Raw genomic sequence first — 16235 nt, 5'->3', positions numbered from 1 at the left:
ACCTTTCTCACAACCCATTGAATTTAAAGAATAATTCAAAAGCGGCACAGCTTTCGCTCTCTCCTTCCCAACGCTGACAAGAGCCAGCCCACTGAAGAAGGAATTGCCGCCGTGGGGAACTTCAATAAAGGCCTGACCTGCCTTCTGCTGATTGGATCGGCAGCCAGCACATTCATCAGTTTCAACGTTCAGGCCGAAGGCAATGGCGTGATCGTTCTCAACCGCGACGTCCAGCCCATTCCCATCGGGCGCAGCGGCGGCAAAGACCCCTATCCAACCACGGTCAATGCCAACCCTTCCAGTCGAATCAATCAGGCGATGACCAGCACCGAACTCAATGACGGTGACTTTGCCGGTGTCGCCAGCGGCAGTTCGATTCGCAGCAACGTGATCACGCCGAACTCGAACATGCCCGGCATGAACGTACTGACCAACCCCAACGGCCTGCCAGGCATGAGTGCCGGACACGGCGGCGGTGGTGGCGGCGCGATTTCCAACACGATCAATCGCTCGTTGAGCAGCGGTCTGGCACCGCTGACCCGCATGGCTGGAGGCCAATGAGATGAATCGTTCCCTTCTGCTGCTTGCCCTTTTCAGCTGTGCCGGTGCAATGGCCGCTGATCCCGCTTCAGTGAACAACGCCGACATTCAGGACACCGGTATCCAGTACCGCGGCAACTTCAACGTTAACCAGGCCGCCGGCGACCAGATGCAACAGACCAACACCAAGGCGATCGCCATCGGCACTAATGCCAGCGCTACGACCATCATCAGACAAACACTCGATACACCTGCCAACCCGTCGATGAACGCCAGCACCACCATTGGCGGCAACTCTTTCAGCAATGGTAACGGGATCCTGGGTGTGAACCAGGGTGCCGGTGCCAACAACCAGATGGCCAACGTGACACGCGTCAGCATCAGTGCTGCCCCGCAGAGCGTTGACGACAGTGCCCTTTCACAACAGAACGTGGCGCTTTTACCGAGCTCAGGAGCAACTGGCACCTCATCCGGCAGTCGCCAGGTCACGACAAGTGATCAGGCCTTCACCGGCAGCCGAGGGGTAATCCAGGTGAACCAGAGTGCCGGGGTGGGGAACCGAATGGCTAACACCCTGAGCATCCGGGTCGCAGACTGACCCAAACAACAAAAGCAGTGCAATTAGAAAGTACCAACACTTAACCAACTAATAAGCACGATGGAGAAACACCATGAAACCTACAATGGCTCTCAAACCACTGGTTTTCGCACTTGCAGCAGTGATGGCAATCGCAGCACAGGCAGGCGGTCGTAATGACGATCATGGTAACGGGCACGGCAATGGTCATGGCAACCATGAACCAAAAGGCCCTACCCTGGAACAACTTCTGCAAATCACCGCCGGTGCCGGCGCTGCAGTGCTCGATGCACAAAACAGCGATGGCAACGTGGTGAAAAACCAGGGCACTGAAAACGACGCGAGTGCTGACAACTCGCTGAACAACTCCAACGGCAACATGGGCGCCAACGTTGCAGCCGGCGATGGCAACCAACAAGACAACGCCGCTGCCCTGGCCACCGCCGACGAAAGCTTCATCTTCGGTACTGCTGTTGCTGCCTCGAGTGCCACTCAAGTCAACAACAACAACTATGTGAAAAACTCGTCGACCATCAACACCGCTACACTTAACAACGCTGGCAACAACGGTTCCGGGAACATCGGCATCAACGTGACTTCCGGCAACTTCAACCAACAGAAAAACAACCTGGCAATCGCCGTATCGGGTGGTCGTGTAGCTACTGCCGCTGCTGCTGCCAACCAGTCCTCCACTGGCCTGGTCGTAGACAACAAAGGCGTGCAGACCTACAAAAAAGACACCCTTACCGGTACTTTCGCAGCCGCTGGCGTGTTCAAGGCCAAAGGCACTGCGACCATCGAAGACGATGACAACCACGGTGGTTATGGAAACCGTGGCGGCGGCCACGGCGGCAACGATGACCAGAAAGCCAAGTTCGAAGCTGTGGGCACCTTTGGCCTCGCTGGCGTCACCACTCAGCAAGTGCTGACCAAAGATGGCTGGAAAAACCCTGTGACCAACACCGCAACCATGACCGGTTCGATGAACAACTTCTCCGGCAACGGCGGAGCCAACGTCTCGGCAGGTGTGGGCAACCAACAAAGCAACTCGCTGTCCATCGCTGCAGGTTGCAAAGCCTGCATGTAATCGCGATCGAAACGAAAGCCCCGGAAACGGGGCTTTTCCTCAGTCCGCAAAGGCGTATCGATCATGCGTAAAACTGCTCTTTTCGCTCTGCTTTGTGTCTGTGGCCTGACTCAGGCCGGTCAGATTCCCGTGGCTGCCCTGCCGGGTGGCACGCTGATCTACAAGGACGTGCAAAGCATTCGTGAGCGCAAGTTTGCCGACATTGTCGAACAGAAAACCGATTTCAGCTGCGGCGCTGCCGCACTGGCAACGGTGTTACGCCAGGCCTATTGGCTCGACGTCGATGAGGAGCACATCATCAAAGGCATGCTGGTCAACGCAGACCAGGACCTTGTTCGTACTCAAGGGTTTTCCATGCTCGACATGAAGCGCTACATAGAAAGCATCGGCATGCGCGCCAGGGGCTACAAGATCCCACCGGAGAAGCTTGAAGCGGTAACCATCCCGGTGGTGGTACTGATGGAAATTCGCGGCTACAAGCATTTCGTCGTGCTGCAGCGCTCGGACAAGGATTGGGTTTACATCGGAGACCCGGTACTCGGCCATAAACGCTACAAACATGATGACTTTGTCAAAGGTTGGAACGGCATCGTTTTCGCCATCGTCGGTCCCGGATATGACAAGGCCAACGCCTTGCGTAGCCCTCCTGTACCGCTGACGGCCAAGAACAAGCTGGATGGCTTCAACCCGGTCAAAGATGCTGAATTGATGGACTTCGGGTTCATACAGAGCGACTTCTTTTAATCGCCGATTATAAAGAATGGGGCTGGATGTCCCGGGAGCAGCAAATGAAAACCTCATACTGGCTGGCCGCCGCCTGCCTGGCAGCGAGTGCGTCAGGCTATGCCAATGCAGGATTCAAACCTATCGAGATACAGGACAAGGAGTTGTCCGAACTACGTGGTCGTTACGTCATGCCGGGGCGGATTATCAGCTTCGGCATTGTCATGAGCAGTACCTGGCGCAACGCCAGTGGCGATCTGATCGGGGCTTCGACCTCGATGCAACTTCAAGCTGCAACGGTAAAACCTGAATTCTATGTGCAAACGATCAAGGAACACGGCAACGGCAGCACCCTCGCGGCGGGTACCGGCACGATCTCCGGTGGCGCCGGCCTCAACAGCAGCCAGGGCGTGACCCAGAGCGTACGCGCCGCCGGCGACGGCAACACTGCCAACAACAATGTCGCCATCAATGTAAAAGAAGCCAGCACCCCTCCACCACTGGCGCCCGCACAAGGCCAGGCCCTGATGGCCGGGCAGACCATCGGTGCCAGCAACGCCGCCGGCAGCGTCGCCGTTTCGGCCTCCGGCAGTGGCGTGCAGATGGCGATCCAGGCCTCGGGAAACCAAGGCACGGCGCTGCAACAAGTCGCTCAGGGTGGCCTGCTGCAGAACACGCGCTTGCTGGGCAGTGCCAACGTGGTCAACAACATGACTCAACTCAACGTCGTCCTGAACAATAACGGTATGAGCGCCGGTGCACTGGACTGCAACCTGACTCAACTCAGGGCACTACGCACTATCGGATATTGAACTACGCTGAGTCTCGATCATTGGGCTTAAAGGGACGGCTTATTCATGTATCGATCAGTATCACTGCGTGCCGCTGTATGTTTGAGCACTCTTCTACCTGCAGCAATGCTGCAAGCGGCACCGGACGCCGACGTAGAGGCCCTGAAACAAGAGCTTCTGGAGCTGAAGCAACGCTACGAAGTACAACAAAAGGCCTTGGCGGTGCTCGAACAGCGGGTCCGCCAGGTCGAAGACCAGCCGGCGGCACCGCAACCGAAACGTCTGGCCAAGTCGCCGTCTGACATGAAAGGCAATCCCAAAGTGGCTACCGGTACCGGTGCCGCCGCAGCGTCGGGGGGCGCGGCTGGGGGCAGTGGTGCTTCTTACGGGCAATCGCTGGCCGACGATTCGCAACCGGCACAGAGTGTGTCCAACCTGTACGACGAGGCCAGCGGCTTCTTCGGCGGGGGCAAATTCAGCGTTGAAACCGGCATCACCTATTCGCGCTACGACACCCGTCAGTTGATCCTCAACGGCTTCCTGGCACTGGACTCGATCTTTCTCGGCAACATCAACCTGGACCGGATCAAGGCCGACACCTGGACCCTCGACCTTACGGGTCGCTACAACTTCGACAACCGCTGGCAGTTCGACCTGAACGTGCCGGTGGTCTACCGCAGTTCGACTTATCAGTCCGGCGGCGGCAATGGCGGCGCATCCAACGTCACCACCGAACAGGACGTTGATCGCGATCCAACCATCGGCGACGTCAACTTCGGCATCGCCTACAAGTTCCTCGACGAGTCGGTCAACACGCCGGATGCCGTGGTCACCTTGCGCGTCAAGGCGCCTACCGGCAAGGATCCGTTCGGGATCAAACTGCGCCAGACCGACGCCAACTCCAACCTGTTCGTGCCGGACACCCTGCCGACGGGCAACGGCGTCTGGTCGATCACCCCGGGGATCTCGCTGGTCAAGACGTTCGATCCGGCCGTGCTGTTCGGCAGCTTGTCCTACACCCACAACCTGGAGGAATCGTTTGACGACATCAGCTCCACCGTCAACCAGAAAAACCCGGGCAAAGTGAAGATCGGCGACAGCTTCCAGATCGGCGCCGGTATTGCGTTTGCGCTGAACGAGAAGATGAGTATGTCGTTCTCGGTGTCTGACCTGGTGCAGCGCAAGAGCAAGCTGAAACAGGATGGCGGGGATTGGCAATCGGTGGTGTCCAGCGACGCCAACGCCGGTTACTTCAACGTCGGCATGACCATTGCGGCCACCGACAACCTGACCATTGTTCCAAACCTGTCGATCGGTCTGACCGACGATGCCCCGGACTTTTCCTTTAGCCTGAAATTCCCGTACTACTTCTAAAGCCACAGCAAAAGATCGCGGTCTGCGGCAGCTCCTGCATCGGGATTTTGTAATCCCGGCAAGAGTTGCCGCAGGCCACGATCTTTTGATCTTCGGCGTCTAGCGAATCTGGTGTTTATGCAGCAGGCGATAAAACGTCGGCCGTGAAACCCCAAGTACCTTGGCCGCAACGCTCAGGTTATCGCTATGCCGGTTCAACACATCGCACAGCGCCTGGCGTTCGGCGCGAGTCTTGTAATCTTCCAGGGTGCCCATCGGCGTGGCGATCGAGTGCTGGCTGATCAGTCCCAGATCGCGGGCTTCAATCTGCCGGCCTTCAGCGAGCACCAGACCGCGACGCACGCGGTTGGCCAGTTCCCGCACATTGCCTGGCCAGTCATGCTTGCCCATCGCAATCAATGCGTCTTCGCTGAAACTGCGCGGGCGTCGGCCGGTTTCGTGGCTGTAGAAGTGGGAAAAGTGGTTGGCCAGCATCGACAGGTCGCCGTGGCGTTCGCGCAACGGCGCCGTGACCACTTGCAGCACGTTGAGGCGGTAATACAGGTCCTCGCGAAAGCGTTTCTTCTCGATAGCGGCTTCGAGATCAACGTGGGTCGCCGCCAACACCCGGACGTCGACCGGGATCGGCTGACTGCCGCCCACCCGTTCGATGTGTTTTTCCTGTAGAAAGCGCAGCAGATTGGCTTGCAATTCCAGCGGCAGGTCACCGATTTCATCGAGAAACAGCGTGCCACCGTTGGCCGCTTCGATGCGCCCGACCTTGCGCTGATGCGCGCCGGTGAAGGCGCCTTTCTCGTGACCGAACAGCTCGGACTGAATCAAGTGCTCGGGTATCGCCCCGCAGTTGATGGCCACAAACGGTTTGCTGTGGCGCTGAGACTGACGGTGCAAGGTGCGCGCGACCAGTTCTTTACCGGTACCGCTTTCGCCGCGAATCAAGACCGGCGATTCGGTCGGTGCCAGTTTGCTGAGCAACTTGCGCAGCTCGCGGATCGGTTTGCTGTCACCCAGCAATTCGTGTTCGGGCTGGTCGACATGAATCGTCCCCTGCCCGCGCAAGCGCGCCATGCCGAAGGCGCGGCCAAGAGTGACCTGGACCCGCGACACATCGAACGGCAAGGTGTGGAAATCGAAGAACCATTCGCAAACGAAGTCGCCGACGTTCTGCAGCCGCAAAACTTCCTGATTCAGCACGGCAATCCATTCGGTGCCACTGCGGCTGATCAGTTCCTTGACGGCTTCGGGTCGCTCGAGGTGAAAAGGCTGCAAGCGCAGCAAGCCGACATCACAACTGCGGTCGGCAGCATTTTCCAGGGTACAGCTGTCGACATCCCACCCTACCGCGCGTAAACCGGGCAATAATCGGTGACAGTCGTCGCAAGGATCGACCACCAGTAAACGTCGTAACGCAGGCGCTTCGCTCATGACTGTTCCTTGGCGCCAAATTTTAGGAAAAGGTTTTAAAAACAGTCATTTGGCAGACCTGGCTGTAACATTAGCAAGAATTTGACAGGACCTTGTATCGTTTGCTTATAGGTGTACAGGTTAACTAGTTATAAGCAGCGGCTTTGTTAGTTAGCTATCGACTGATTTGGGCCATGAAGCTTTCATCCAGCTTACAAAAGCACTCATAAAACCAGCGATATGAAAGAAAGTTGAAATTTCTTTGTGACATGTGTGACCTGTCAGAGGGTTGCGTGCATCAGTACAAGTAACCAGCCGAACGGTAAGCCCAACCGACGGCATATCACTTGATTGGGCACTACAGAGAGAAGACCCCATGACCGCCCCGCTCCGTATCAACGAAGCTCTTTTGATTGCCAACCACGCCTTTAAACCTTTTCAATGCGTGGCCTGGGCTCCACAAGACGGCAATGGCGAACTGAGCCTGACCGTTATCGACCGCACCAACTCGCACATCGGCCGCAAACAGATTCCGAGCAGCGCCTACTCCGACCCGGCCCAACTCGAGCAACTGCTGCAACAGGCTCGCGCCGAACTGAGCGAAGAAGGTTACATGCTGCAATCCTGGTCGATGCCACATTGATAGCGGGATGATGCGGATAACTTTTCAGTTATCCGCCCGCTTCCTGTTAGTTGCCATAGCGATTTAATTTCGCGTACGCCTGTACAACTTTTGCAACGGGTTCAAGCGTAACTGCTTGGCAGGCTTGCTATTGGTTCAAAAAGACACTGTTCTGGCACAGTGTGACCCTCCACCTGTTAGTTCTTACAGTTGTACTTCATGCTGTTCAGGGATTGAATGTTTCGCTCATGCAGTTTGCCGGCCGGCTCGCGGCGTTGGTCAACTCGCAAGGAGAAGCGTGCATGTCCAGCCTGAACGCCTATGCCCTCCCGACGTTATCGAATAATGCCGGTCAACTCGACAAGACATTCGCTGGCAGCGGTGTCGCCCAGGTGTACTTTGCCGGCAGCCTGTCCAGCCTGACACAGGGTGTCGCACTGGATGCCCAAGGCCGAATCCTTGTGGCGGCGAAAGTCGGCATCGCCGAAGGCAGCCGCTTCGGCCTGGCACGATTGCTCGCCGATGGCTCCGCCGATCTGACCTTCGGTCATCAGGGCAGCGTGATCGACGCGTTTGCCTCAGGCTTCGAAGCCTCCGCCAGCAAAGTGCAGACGCTGCCTGACGGGCGCATCCTGTTGGCCGGCCTGCATTATGAAAACAGCCATCGCACCTTGCCCGCCCTCGCCTTGTTCGATACCCACGGTCATCTGCAGCAGTCCTTCGGCGATAACGGCCGGCAAATCGTCCGCCTGCCAGGCGAGTTGTCCATGGGCACCCGCGACAGCTGGCTGCCACCGGGCGTACCGGGCGCCGAGGCCTGCGACTTCGCAGTCCAGCCAGACGGGCATATCCTGCTGATCGCCAATCATCACTTCGAACTCGCCGACCATGCCGGCATATTGATCCGCCTCAAGCCCGACGGGCGCCTGGACCAGTCGTTCAACGGTCGTGGCTTCGTCATGATCCGGCATCTCTTGCTCAATACCTGGCTCAGTAGCCTGCTGCTGCAGGACGACGGACGTATCGTGGTCGCCGGCTCCATCGACTTTCCTCAGGAAGGCCTGCTGGCGCGTTACCTGCCCGATGGTCGTCTGGACGAACGTTTCGCAGTGGACGGCTTCCTTGCATTCAAAGCCCACGGCAAAAGTGCACTGGTCAGTCAGGTGCTGGAATCCGCCGAAGCGCTGCATTGTTTCGGCAGCAGCCGCGATCCGATCCGTTGCCTGGCGCTCAGCCTGCACACCAACGGACGCCCCGACCAGCACCACAACGCCGGCCTGCCACAGCTGCTGGAAATCGGCTCCAGCGGTTGTCAGTGGAGCGCGGCGCAGCGCATGGCCGACGGCCGTCTGATTGCGGTCGGCGCGACCATCGGCGGGTTCGAGGCTGATTTCATCGTCGCCCGCTACTGCCCTGACGGTCATCTCGATCCGAGTTTCGGTGAAGGTCGCGGCTGGTTGCGCACACGTCTGGGCCGCAGCCTGGACACCGCCAATTCGCTGGCCGTGCAGGCGGATGGCGCTCTCCTCGTCGGCGGTTATTCGCTGGATGGCAACTACCGGGCAATGGTTACGCGGTACCTCAATCAGTAATGCCCACTTCGGCAGCGCCTACGGTATTGAGGAACGTGTTTCGCCATTCACGACTTGAACTTGTCAGACACATCCGGCAACTTGCTCGCTTCTAAATACAAGGAGCAACCGATGTCCGGTTCAATGGCCCAGGCGTTCGCGCATAATTTTCTCGGGCACTCGCCACGCTGGTATAAGGCGACCATCGTCGGATTCCTGATTCTCAACGCCCTCGTGCTGTTCACGGTGGGTCCGGTCGCCGCAGGCTGGTTGCTGGTGATCGAGTTCATCTTTACCCTCGCCATGGCGCTCAAGTGCTATCCGCTGATGCCCGGCGGCCTGTTGCTGATCGAAGCGCTGTTGTTGAAGATGACCACCGCGCAGGCGCTTTACGATGAACTAGTGCACAACTTTCCGGTAATCCTGCTGCTGATGTTCATGGTGGCGGGCATCTACTTCATGAAGGATCTGTTGCTGTTCCTGTTCTCGCGACTGTTGCTCGGCGTGCGCTCGAAAGCGATCCTCGCGCTGATGTTCTGCTTTTTGTCGGCGTTTCTGTCGGCGTTTCTCGATGCCTTGACCGTGACGGCGGTGATCATCAGCGCCGCAGTGGGCTTCTATTCTGTGTATCACCGCGTCGCCTCAGGCAATGACCCACGTCAGGACAGTGAGTTTGGCGACGACCAGAACCTGCCGAAGCTGCATCACGAAGATCTGGAACAGTTTCGTGCGTTTCTGCGCAGCCTGTTGATGCACGGCGCGGTCGGCACCGCACTGGGCGGCGTGTGCACGCTGGTCGGTGAGCCGCAGAACCTGTTGATCGGCCATGAGATGGGCTGGCACTTCGGCGAGTTCTTCCAGAAAGTCGCGCCGGTGTCGCTGCCGGTGCTGGCGGCGGGTCTGGTGACCTGTGTGTTGCTGGAGAAGCTGCGCTGGTTCGGTTACGGCACGCTGCTGCCTGACAACGTGCGCGCCGTCCTGGCCAACTACGCCGCCGAAGACAACGCCGAGCGCACGGCGCGCCAACGCGCTGCACTGTTGGTGCAAGGTGCCGCGGCGCTGATTCTGATCGGTTGTCTGGCGTTTCACGTGGCGGAAGTCGGTCTGATCGGCTTGATGGTGATCGTGCTGATCACCGCGTTTACCGGGATCACCGACGAGCATCGTCTAGGCAGTGCATTCAAGGACGCGATGCCGTTTACCGCGTTGCTGGTGGTGTTTTTTGCGGTGGTGGCGGTGATTCACGACCAACAACTGTTCGCACCGCTGATTGAGTGGGTGCTGGCGCTGCCGGCCGATCAGCAACCCGGCATGCTGTTCATTGCCAACGGCCTGTTGTCGGCGATCAGTGACAACGTGTTTGTCGCCACCATCTACATCACCGAAGTGAAGCAGGCATTCCTCGCCGGCCACATGAGCCGCGAGCATTTCGAGACGCTGGCGATTGCGATCAACACCGGCACCAATTTGCCGAGCGTGGCGACGCCCAATGGCCAGGCCGCGTTCCTCTTCCTGCTGACGTCGGCGATTGCACCGCTGGTGCGCCTGTCGTACGGGCGGATGGTGTGGATGGCGTTGCCGTACACCTTTGTGATGGGGTTGCTGGGCTGGTATGGCGTGAGCTACTGGCTGTAATCACAGCGAATAATCTGTAGGAGCGAGCCTGCTCGCTCCTACAGTTGTTTTTGCGTTTGTTCAGCGCGGGAGGATGTATCTCTCGATGGCCTGCGCCACGCCATCTTCAGTGTTTGGCCCGGTAATCACATCGGCCTGCCGCTTCACCGCTTCTTCCGCCTGCCCCATGGCAATCGACAGCCCGGCACACTGGAACATCGCCGGGTCGTTACCGCCATCACCAATCGCAGCAGTGTGTTCCAGCGCAATACCAAGATGCGCGGCAATGGTCGCCAGCGCGCTGCCCTTGTTGGCTTCCAGCGCGGTCACGTCCAGATACACCGGTTGCGAACGGGAGACCTGCGCCATGCCGTTAACCTTCTCCTGCAGACGCGCCTCAAGCTCGATCAGCAGATCCGTGTTGTGGCTGGTGGCGACAATCTTGTCGATGCGCTCCAGGTACGGCTCGAAACTCTCGACCACCACCGGCGGATAACCGAGGCCGTGTTGTTCGCGCGGCACCATCGGGCCGTGAGGATCCTTGAGCAGCCAGTCGCCACCGCTGAACACCCAGATTTCCACATCCGGTTGATCGGCGAACGTTGCCAGGGCAATCAACGCCGTCGGCGCTGGCAGGTAATGCGCCACCAGCAAGCTGCCGTCAGGATTGACGAGGGTGCCGCCATTAAAAGCCGCGGTCGGCAGATCGACGCCCAAGGCCTCGATCTGCTGCAACATGGCCTTCGGCGGGCGCCCGGTCGCCAGGCTGAACAACACGCCGGCCTCGCGCAACGAGCGCACGGCGTCAATGGTGCGCTGGCTCAGGCTGTGATCAGGCAGCAACAGCGTGCCATCCATGTCGCTGAGCAAAAAGCGGATCGACTGACTCATCCCAGACCATGCCAGACGCGACCATCGCGAGTCAGCAGATCATTGGCGGCTTGCGGGCCATCTTCACCGGAGGCGTAGGTCTGCACGCTCGCGTCCTGCTGCCAGGCGTCGAGGAACGGTTGCACGGCGCGCCAGCCATTCTCGATGTTGTCGGCACGCTGGAACAGGGTCTGGTCGCCGGTCAGGCAGTCGTAGATCAGCGTCTCGTAACCGGTCGACGGCTGCATCTCGAAGAAATCCTTGTAGGCGAAGCCCAGTTCGATATTGGCCATGTTCAGCGCGGGTCCCGGGCGTTTGGCCAACAGGTCGAACCACATGCCTTCGTTGGGCTGGATCTGGATACGCAGGTAGGTCGGCTGCAGTTCGTCGACCTCGGTGTCACGGAACTGCGCGTACGGCGCCGGTTTGAAGCAAATGACGATCTCAGTGTCGCGCACGCTCATGCGCTTGCCGGTGCGCAGGTAAAACGGCACGCCGACCCAGCGCCAGTTGTCGATCATGACTTTGAGCGCGACATAGGTTTCCGTGGTGCTGTCCGGAGCAACATTGGCTTCCTGGCGATAACCGTTCAACGCCTTGCCGTCGATTTCGCCGGCGCTGTACTGGCCTCGCACCGAATTGGCTCGCGCCTCGTCGACGGTCCACGGGCGAATCGCCCCGACCACTTTGGCCTTCTCGCCACGCACCGCATCGGCACCGAACGCGGCCGGCGGCTCCATGGCAACCATCGCCAGCAACTGGAACAGGTGATTGGGCACCATGTCGCGCAGTGCGCCGGTGTGCTCGTAAAAACTGCCACGGGTTTCAACGCCGACGGTTTCGGCGGCGGTGATCTGCACGTGGTCAATGTAATGGTTGTTCCAGAACGCTTCGAACAAGCTGTTGGAGAACCGGCTGACCAGAATGTTCTGCACGGTTTCCTTGCCCAGATAATGGTCGATCCGGTAGATCTGCTTCTCGGACATCACCTTGAGCAAACAGGCGTTCAACGCTTCGGCGGTTTGCAGATCGGAGCCGAACGGCTTTTCGATCACCACCCTTCTGAATGCTTCGGGAGTCTCTTCAAGCAAACCGGCACTGCCCAGTCGGCGCACCACTTCACTGAAGAAACGCGGCGCGGTGGCCAGGTAGAACACCGCATTGCCGGTGCCGCTGTCGGCAATTTTCGCCGCCAGCGCGGAATAGGTGCTGTCGTCCAGGAAATCACCCTGGACGTAGCTGATACCTTTGGCGAGCTTGGCCCACAAGGCCGGATCCAGCATCTGATCGCCCTTGCCGACCTTCGCCGCCACTTCGGTACGGATGAAATCTTCGAGCTTTTGCGCGAAGGCTTCATCGGTAATGGCGTTGTGATCAACGCCGACGATCCGCAGATTTTCGTCAAGCAAGCCGTCGCGACTGAGGTTGTACAGCGCCGGCATCAGCAAGCGCTTGACCAGGTCGCCGTGGGCACCGAACAGAAACAGCGTGGTCGGTGGTGCGGGTTCTGCCTTGGATTTTCTGCGGATCGTATGGGTCATTTCTTCGGTATCTCCACGTGGCCGCCGAAGCCGAAGCGCTGGGCCGAAAGAATCTTGTCGCCAAAAGTGCCCTGGCCGCGTGAGCGGTAGCGCGAGAACAGCGAGTTGGACAGCACCGGGACCGGCACCGCTTGTTCCATGGCAGCCTCGATGGTCCATTGGCCTTCGCCGCTGTCCGCTACCGAGCCGGAGAAGCCGTCAAGCTTAGGATCGCTCGCCAGCGCATCAGCGGTCAGGTCGAGCAACCACGACGAAACCACGCTGCCACGGCGCCAGACTTCGGCGATGTCGGCCACGTTCAGATCGAAACGCTGATCTTCCGGCAGACGTTCGCTGGACTTGGTCTTGAGGATGTCGAAGCCTTCGGCGAAGGCCGCCATCATGCCGTACTCGATACCGTTGTGGATCATCTTCACGAAATGCCCGGCACCGGCAGGACCGGCGTGGATATAGCCGTGCTCGGCGCGGTGATCCTCGGACTTGCGGTCCTTGGTGCGCGGAATGTCGCCCATGCCCGGCGCCAGTGCGGCGAACAGCGGATCGAGACGCTGCACGGTTTCGGCGTCGCCGCCGATCATCATGCAGTAACCGCGTTCCAGGCCCCAGACGCCGCCGGAGGTGCCGACGTCAATGTAGTGCAGGCCCTTCTCGGCCAAGGCCTTGGCGCGGCGAATGTCATCTTTATAGTTGGTGTTGCCGCCGTCGATGATGGTGTCGCCGGCTTCGAGCAAAGTGCTCAGGGTGTTGATGGTGTCTTCGGTCGGCGCGCCGGCCGGCAGCATGACCCAGACCGCGCGCGGTTTGGCCAGGCCGGCAACCAGTGCCGGCAAGTCGGCGACGCCGGTGGAGCCCTCGGCGACCAGGTTGTCGATGAAAGCGGTATTGCGGTCGTAAACAACGGTGGTGTGACCGTTGAGCATCAGACGCCGCGCAATATTGCCGCCCATGCGGCCCAGTCCAATAATCCCGAGTTGCATGTGCTGATGCTCCTTACTACAAATAAATGTGTGTCATTGGTTATAGCCCAACGCGACTGATGGAGGTTAGTCCAGAGCGTTGCGATGAAGTTTCCGGGCATTGTGCCCGATCCAGACTGATAACGCCCCGAATCCTGCCGAAGACACACCGACCATGAAAAATAAAAAAGTTCCATTCACAGGCAAAAGAAATCAAAATCGGCGCCGATAGTAAGTGAGCACCTCGAAACCGGGGGCTACTTACAGTTGAGACACGCCATTTGCGAGGTGAGCAATGGGCACAGTACACACAGCAATGCCGCCACAAACCCTGTACGTGACAATCCGTCGCGATGAATTGCGTCAGTTGAAAGACGAGCGCGACCAGTTGAAGCAGGAACTGGCCCAACTGCAGATGGCCCACGGCCTGCAGTCGAAACCGGTGCCGGTCGTTCAGCGTCACCCACACGCCTGATCCCTCTTTTCTCGGGAACCGTCACCGCGGTTCCCTACGCTCTACCCCCGGCCGCTTTCGGCAACTCACAAAACTTTCACATTCTCTTCGTAATACTCCGCCTCCATTCTGGCCGTACCTTCGCGTATGGCCTTCGTTCGTCGGCTTCATGAATGTCCCGGCGGTGGTTGTAAACGAGTCAGCTGGAGCGCCGAATGGCATTGTTCAAACGCAGCAAAACGACTGCGACAGGTTTCGACTGGGCCGGTTTTATCTGGCTGTTTGTATTCTTCTGGTATTTTTCCGGCATCACCCAACTGCTGATCCAGCTGACCGGCACCTCCGGCTTCAGCGGATTCCGTCAAGCGTTCTTCACCAGCGCGCTCTGGCTGGCACCGATGCTGCTGTTCCCCAAGCGCACAAAACTGCTGGCCGCCTTGATCGGCCTGGTGCTGTGGGCCTGTTCGATGGCCAGTCTGGGCTACTTCTTCATCTATCAGCAGGAATTCTCCCAGAGCGTCATCTTCATCATGTTCGAGTCGAACGTGTCCGAAGCCGGCGAATACATGACTCAGTATTTTGCCTGGTGGATGGTGGTCGCGTTCCTCGCCCATACCGCGTTCGCCTATTTCCTGTGGACTCGCTTGCGTCCGGTGTACATGCCCCGTGGTCGCGCCCTGGTGGCGGCCGTCGCCATCGTCGTCGCCGTGGTCGGCTACCCGCTGGTCAAACAGACGATACGCATGGGCTCCTTCGCACAAGGCTTTGAGAAATTCGAAACCCGCATCGAGCCAGCCGTGCCATGGCAGATGGCCGTGGCCTATCACCGTTATCTGGATACCCTCGCCGACATGCAGGGCATGCTGCACAACGTGAGCAAGATCCCGCCTCTGAAAAACCTCAAGGATGCCTCGGCCGATCAGCCGAAGACCCTGGTGCTGGTCATCGGCGAATCGACCAACCGTCAGCGCATGAGCCTTTACGGCTATCCGCGTAATACCACGCCGGAACTGGACAAGCTCAAGGATCAGCTGGCGGTATTCGATAACGTCGTCACCCCGCGCCCCTATACCATCGAGGCGTTGCAGCAGGTGCTGACCTTCGCTGACGAAGAACACCCGGATCTGTACCTGACGACGCCGTCGCTGGTCAGCATGATGAAACAGGCCGGTTACAAGACCTTCTGGATCACCAACCAGCAGACCATGACCAAGCGCAACACCATGCTCACGACCTTCTCCGAACAGGCCGACGAGCAGGTGTACCTGAACAACAACCGCAACCAGAACGCCGCCCAGTACGACGGCGACGTGATCGAGCCTTTCAACAAGGCCCTGAACGATCCGGCGCAGCGCAAATTGATCGTCGTGCACCTGCTCGGCACTCACATGAGCTACCAGTACCGCTATCCGCCGAGCTTCGACAAGTTCCAGGATCGCAACGGTGTACCGGCCGGTGTGCGTGACGACCAGGTCCCGACCTACAACAGCTACGATAACGCCGTGTTGTACAACGACTTTGTCGTGTCGAGTCTGATCAAGGATTACGCAAAATCCGATCCAAACGGCTTCCTGCTGTACCTGTCGGACCACGGTGAAGACGTGTTCGACTCGGCCGGCCACAACACCCTGGGGCGTAACGAAAACAAGCCGACCGCACCGATGTACACCATTCCGTTCATGGCCTGGGCTTCGCCGAAATGGCGCGAGAACCATGACTGGAACTTCGCGGCGGACCTGGATCGTCCTTACAGCAGCTCGCATCTGATCCACACCTGGGCCGACATGGCCGGGCTGAGCTTCGATGAGCTGGACCGCAGCAAGAGCCTGGTCAGTGACAGTTTCAAGGCTCGCCCTTTGCTGATCGGCGATCCGTATCAGACGGAACAGCGCTCGCTGATCGACTTCAGCCTGATGAAGCCGAAAAAAGCCGATCCCGCCCCGGCGAATATCGTCCAGAAGTAACCTGACAAAAGGGGCCGAAACCGGCCCCTTTTTCATGCTCGCGAAACCACCCTCACCTGCGCCTTACCCCTCCCGTCAACGGTGTTAACCCCGAGTTAATCAACCGCCCACAGACTCAGTCCCGAGTTCTGTTTCATGGATGAACGG

At 58.8% G+C, this 16235-nt stretch carries 15 protein-coding genes; 11 read left to right on the top strand and 4 right to left on the bottom strand.

Features of this window, described 5'->3' with window-relative positions; all coding sequences use genetic code 11:
* Positions 1-111: 111 nt before the first annotated feature.
* The 6 genes from PseuLF5_RS02945 to PseuLF5_RS02920 all read left to right on the top strand — a co-directional run bounded on the left by PseuLF5_RS02945 (position 112) and on the right by PseuLF5_RS02920 (position 5092).
* On the top strand, positions 112-561 hold the full coding sequence (locus PseuLF5_RS02945) for a hypothetical protein (RefSeq protein WP_123468955.1): 450 nt from the start codon (positions 112-114) through the stop codon (positions 559-561).
* A 1-nt stretch (position 562) separates the two neighbouring features.
* The gene (locus tag PseuLF5_RS02940) at positions 563-1138 is read left to right on the top strand and encodes an adhesin (protein ID WP_123468957.1); all 576 of its coding nucleotides are present in this window, start codon (positions 563-565) and stop codon (positions 1136-1138) included.
* A gap of 73 nt (positions 1139-1211) precedes the next feature.
* Positions 1212-2204 carry a heme utilization protein gene (locus PseuLF5_RS02935; RefSeq protein WP_123468959.1) on the top strand — a complete coding sequence of 331 codons (993 nt, stop codon included), beginning with the start codon at positions 1212-1214 and terminating at the stop codon, positions 2202-2204.
* Positions 2205-2267: 63 nt separating this feature from the next.
* Positions 2268-2948 (top strand): C39 family peptidase, encoded by a 681-nt coding sequence (locus PseuLF5_RS02930; RefSeq protein WP_336346641.1) that lies wholly within the window; start codon positions 2268-2270, stop codon positions 2946-2948.
* 44 nt (positions 2949-2992) lie between these two features.
* Entirely contained in the window at positions 2993-3739 is a 747-nt protein-coding gene (locus PseuLF5_RS02925) for a hypothetical protein (protein ID WP_340132891.1), read from the top strand.
* 45 nt (positions 3740-3784) lie between these two features.
* A complete protein-coding gene (locus tag PseuLF5_RS02920) occupies positions 3785-5092 on the top strand; it encodes a transporter (protein WP_123468965.1) in 1308 nt (435 codons plus the stop codon).
* A 99-nt stretch (positions 5093-5191) separates the two neighbouring features.
* On the opposite strand, the gene PseuLF5_RS02915 is transcribed toward PseuLF5_RS02920, so the two are convergent.
* Positions 5192-6517, bottom strand: coding sequence for a sigma-54 dependent transcriptional regulator (locus PseuLF5_RS02915; RefSeq protein WP_016983762.1), 1326 nt, complete (start codon positions 6515-6517; stop codon positions 5192-5194).
* Positions 6518-6872: 355 nt separating this feature from the next.
* Here PseuLF5_RS02915 and PseuLF5_RS02910 point away from each other — a divergent pair, with 355 nt between their 5' ends.
* The 3 genes from PseuLF5_RS02910 to nhaB all read left to right on the top strand — a co-directional run bounded on the left by PseuLF5_RS02910 (position 6873) and on the right by nhaB (position 10324).
* Positions 6873-7139 (top strand): hypothetical protein, encoded by a 267-nt coding sequence (locus PseuLF5_RS02910; RefSeq protein ID WP_123468967.1) that lies wholly within the window; start codon positions 6873-6875, stop codon positions 7137-7139.
* A gap of 281 nt (positions 7140-7420) precedes the next feature.
* A complete protein-coding gene (locus PseuLF5_RS02905) occupies positions 7421-8710 on the top strand; it encodes a hypothetical protein (RefSeq protein WP_340132890.1) in 1290 nt (429 codons plus the stop codon).
* Positions 8711-8821: 111 nt separating this feature from the next.
* Positions 8822-10324 carry a sodium/proton antiporter NhaB gene (gene nhaB, locus PseuLF5_RS02900; protein ID WP_340132889.1) on the top strand — a complete coding sequence of 501 codons (1503 nt, stop codon included), beginning with the start codon at positions 8822-8824 and terminating at the stop codon, positions 10322-10324.
* 60 nt (positions 10325-10384) lie between these two features.
* On the opposite strand, the gene PseuLF5_RS02895 is transcribed toward nhaB, so the two are convergent.
* From PseuLF5_RS02895 to gnd, 3 genes are read right to left on the bottom strand one after another with little or no spacing between them, the layout of a single operon-like run.
* Positions 10385-11194, bottom strand: a complete 810-nt coding sequence (locus tag PseuLF5_RS02895; protein WP_340132888.1) for an HAD family hydrolase — start codon at positions 11192-11194, stop codon at positions 10385-10387.
* Complete coding sequence (zwf, locus tag PseuLF5_RS02890) at positions 11191-12714, bottom strand: glucose-6-phosphate dehydrogenase (RefSeq protein ID WP_340132887.1); 1524 nt, start codon at positions 12712-12714, stop codon at positions 11191-11193. Before zwf ends, PseuLF5_RS02895 begins: the two co-directional genes overlap by 4 nt.
* Positions 12711-13691 (bottom strand): phosphogluconate dehydrogenase (NAD(+)-dependent, decarboxylating), encoded by a 981-nt coding sequence (gene gnd, locus PseuLF5_RS02885; protein WP_123468975.1) that lies wholly within the window; start codon positions 13689-13691, stop codon positions 12711-12713. Before gnd ends, zwf begins: the two co-directional genes overlap by 4 nt.
* Positions 13692-13965: 274 nt before the next feature.
* Here gnd and PseuLF5_RS02880 point away from each other — a divergent pair, with 274 nt between their 5' ends.
* Together PseuLF5_RS02880 and PseuLF5_RS02875 are read left to right on the top strand one after the other, a co-directional pair.
* The gene (locus PseuLF5_RS02880) at positions 13966-14145 is read left to right on the top strand and encodes a DUF6026 family protein (protein WP_123468977.1); all 180 of its coding nucleotides are present in this window, start codon (positions 13966-13968) and stop codon (positions 14143-14145) included.
* Positions 14146-14339: 194 nt separating this feature from the next.
* Entirely contained in the window at positions 14340-16088 is a 1749-nt protein-coding gene (locus PseuLF5_RS02875; RefSeq protein WP_336346637.1) for a phosphoethanolamine transferase CptA, read from the top strand.
* Positions 16089-16235: the final 147 nt, after the last annotated feature.

The organism is Pseudomonas sp. LF-5, assembly GCF_037626295.1.
In the GTDB taxonomy this organism is placed as follows: Bacteria; Pseudomonadota; Gammaproteobacteria; order Pseudomonadales; family Pseudomonadaceae; genus Aquipseudomonas; species Aquipseudomonas monsensis.
The sequence above is the reverse complement of the archived record's forward strand: the minus strand, read 5'-3'. Positions and strand labels throughout refer to the sequence as shown.

Excerpts from the sequence above, each read along its gene's own strand:
- PseuLF5_RS02940 (WP_123468957.1), top strand. The coding sequence starts at position 563 with ATGAATCGTTCCCTTCTGCTGCTTGCCCTTTTCAGCTGTGCCGGTGCA.
- PseuLF5_RS02915 (WP_016983762.1), bottom strand. The coding sequence starts at position 6,517 with ATGAGCGAAGCGCCTGCGTTACGACGTTTACTGGTGGTCGATCCTTGC.
- PseuLF5_RS02875 (WP_336346637.1), top strand. The coding sequence starts at position 14,340 with ATGGCATTGTTCAAACGCAGCAAAACGACTGCGACAGGTTTCGACTGG.
- PseuLF5_RS02925 (WP_340132891.1), top strand. The coding sequence starts at position 2,993 with ATGAAAACCTCATACTGGCTGGCCGCCGCCTGCCTGGCAGCGAGTGCG.
- gnd (WP_123468975.1), bottom strand. The coding sequence starts at position 13,691 with ATGCAACTCGGGATTATTGGACTGGGCCGCATGGGCGGCAATATTGCG.
- PseuLF5_RS02930 (WP_336346641.1), top strand. The coding sequence starts at position 2,268 with ATGCGTAAAACTGCTCTTTTCGCTCTGCTTTGTGTCTGTGGCCTGACT.
- PseuLF5_RS02880 (WP_123468977.1), top strand. The coding sequence starts at position 13,966 with ATGGGCACAGTACACACAGCAATGCCGCCACAAACCCTGTACGTGACA.
- PseuLF5_RS02905 (WP_340132890.1), top strand. The coding sequence starts at position 7,421 with ATGTCCAGCCTGAACGCCTATGCCCTCCCGACGTTATCGAATAATGCC.
- PseuLF5_RS02910 (WP_123468967.1), top strand. The coding sequence starts at position 6,873 with ATGACCGCCCCGCTCCGTATCAACGAAGCTCTTTTGATTGCCAACCAC.
- PseuLF5_RS02935 (WP_123468959.1), top strand. The coding sequence starts at position 1,212 with ATGAAACCTACAATGGCTCTCAAACCACTGGTTTTCGCACTTGCAGCA.
- PseuLF5_RS02895 (WP_340132888.1), bottom strand. The coding sequence starts at position 11,194 with ATGAGTCAGTCGATCCGCTTTTTGCTCAGCGACATGGATGGCACGCTG.
- zwf (WP_340132887.1), bottom strand. The coding sequence starts at position 12,714 with ATGACCCATACGATCCGCAGAAAATCCAAGGCAGAACCCGCACCACCG.
- nhaB (WP_340132889.1), top strand. The coding sequence starts at position 8,822 with ATGTCCGGTTCAATGGCCCAGGCGTTCGCGCATAATTTTCTCGGGCAC.
- PseuLF5_RS02920 (WP_123468965.1), top strand. The coding sequence starts at position 3,785 with ATGTATCGATCAGTATCACTGCGTGCCGCTGTATGTTTGAGCACTCTT.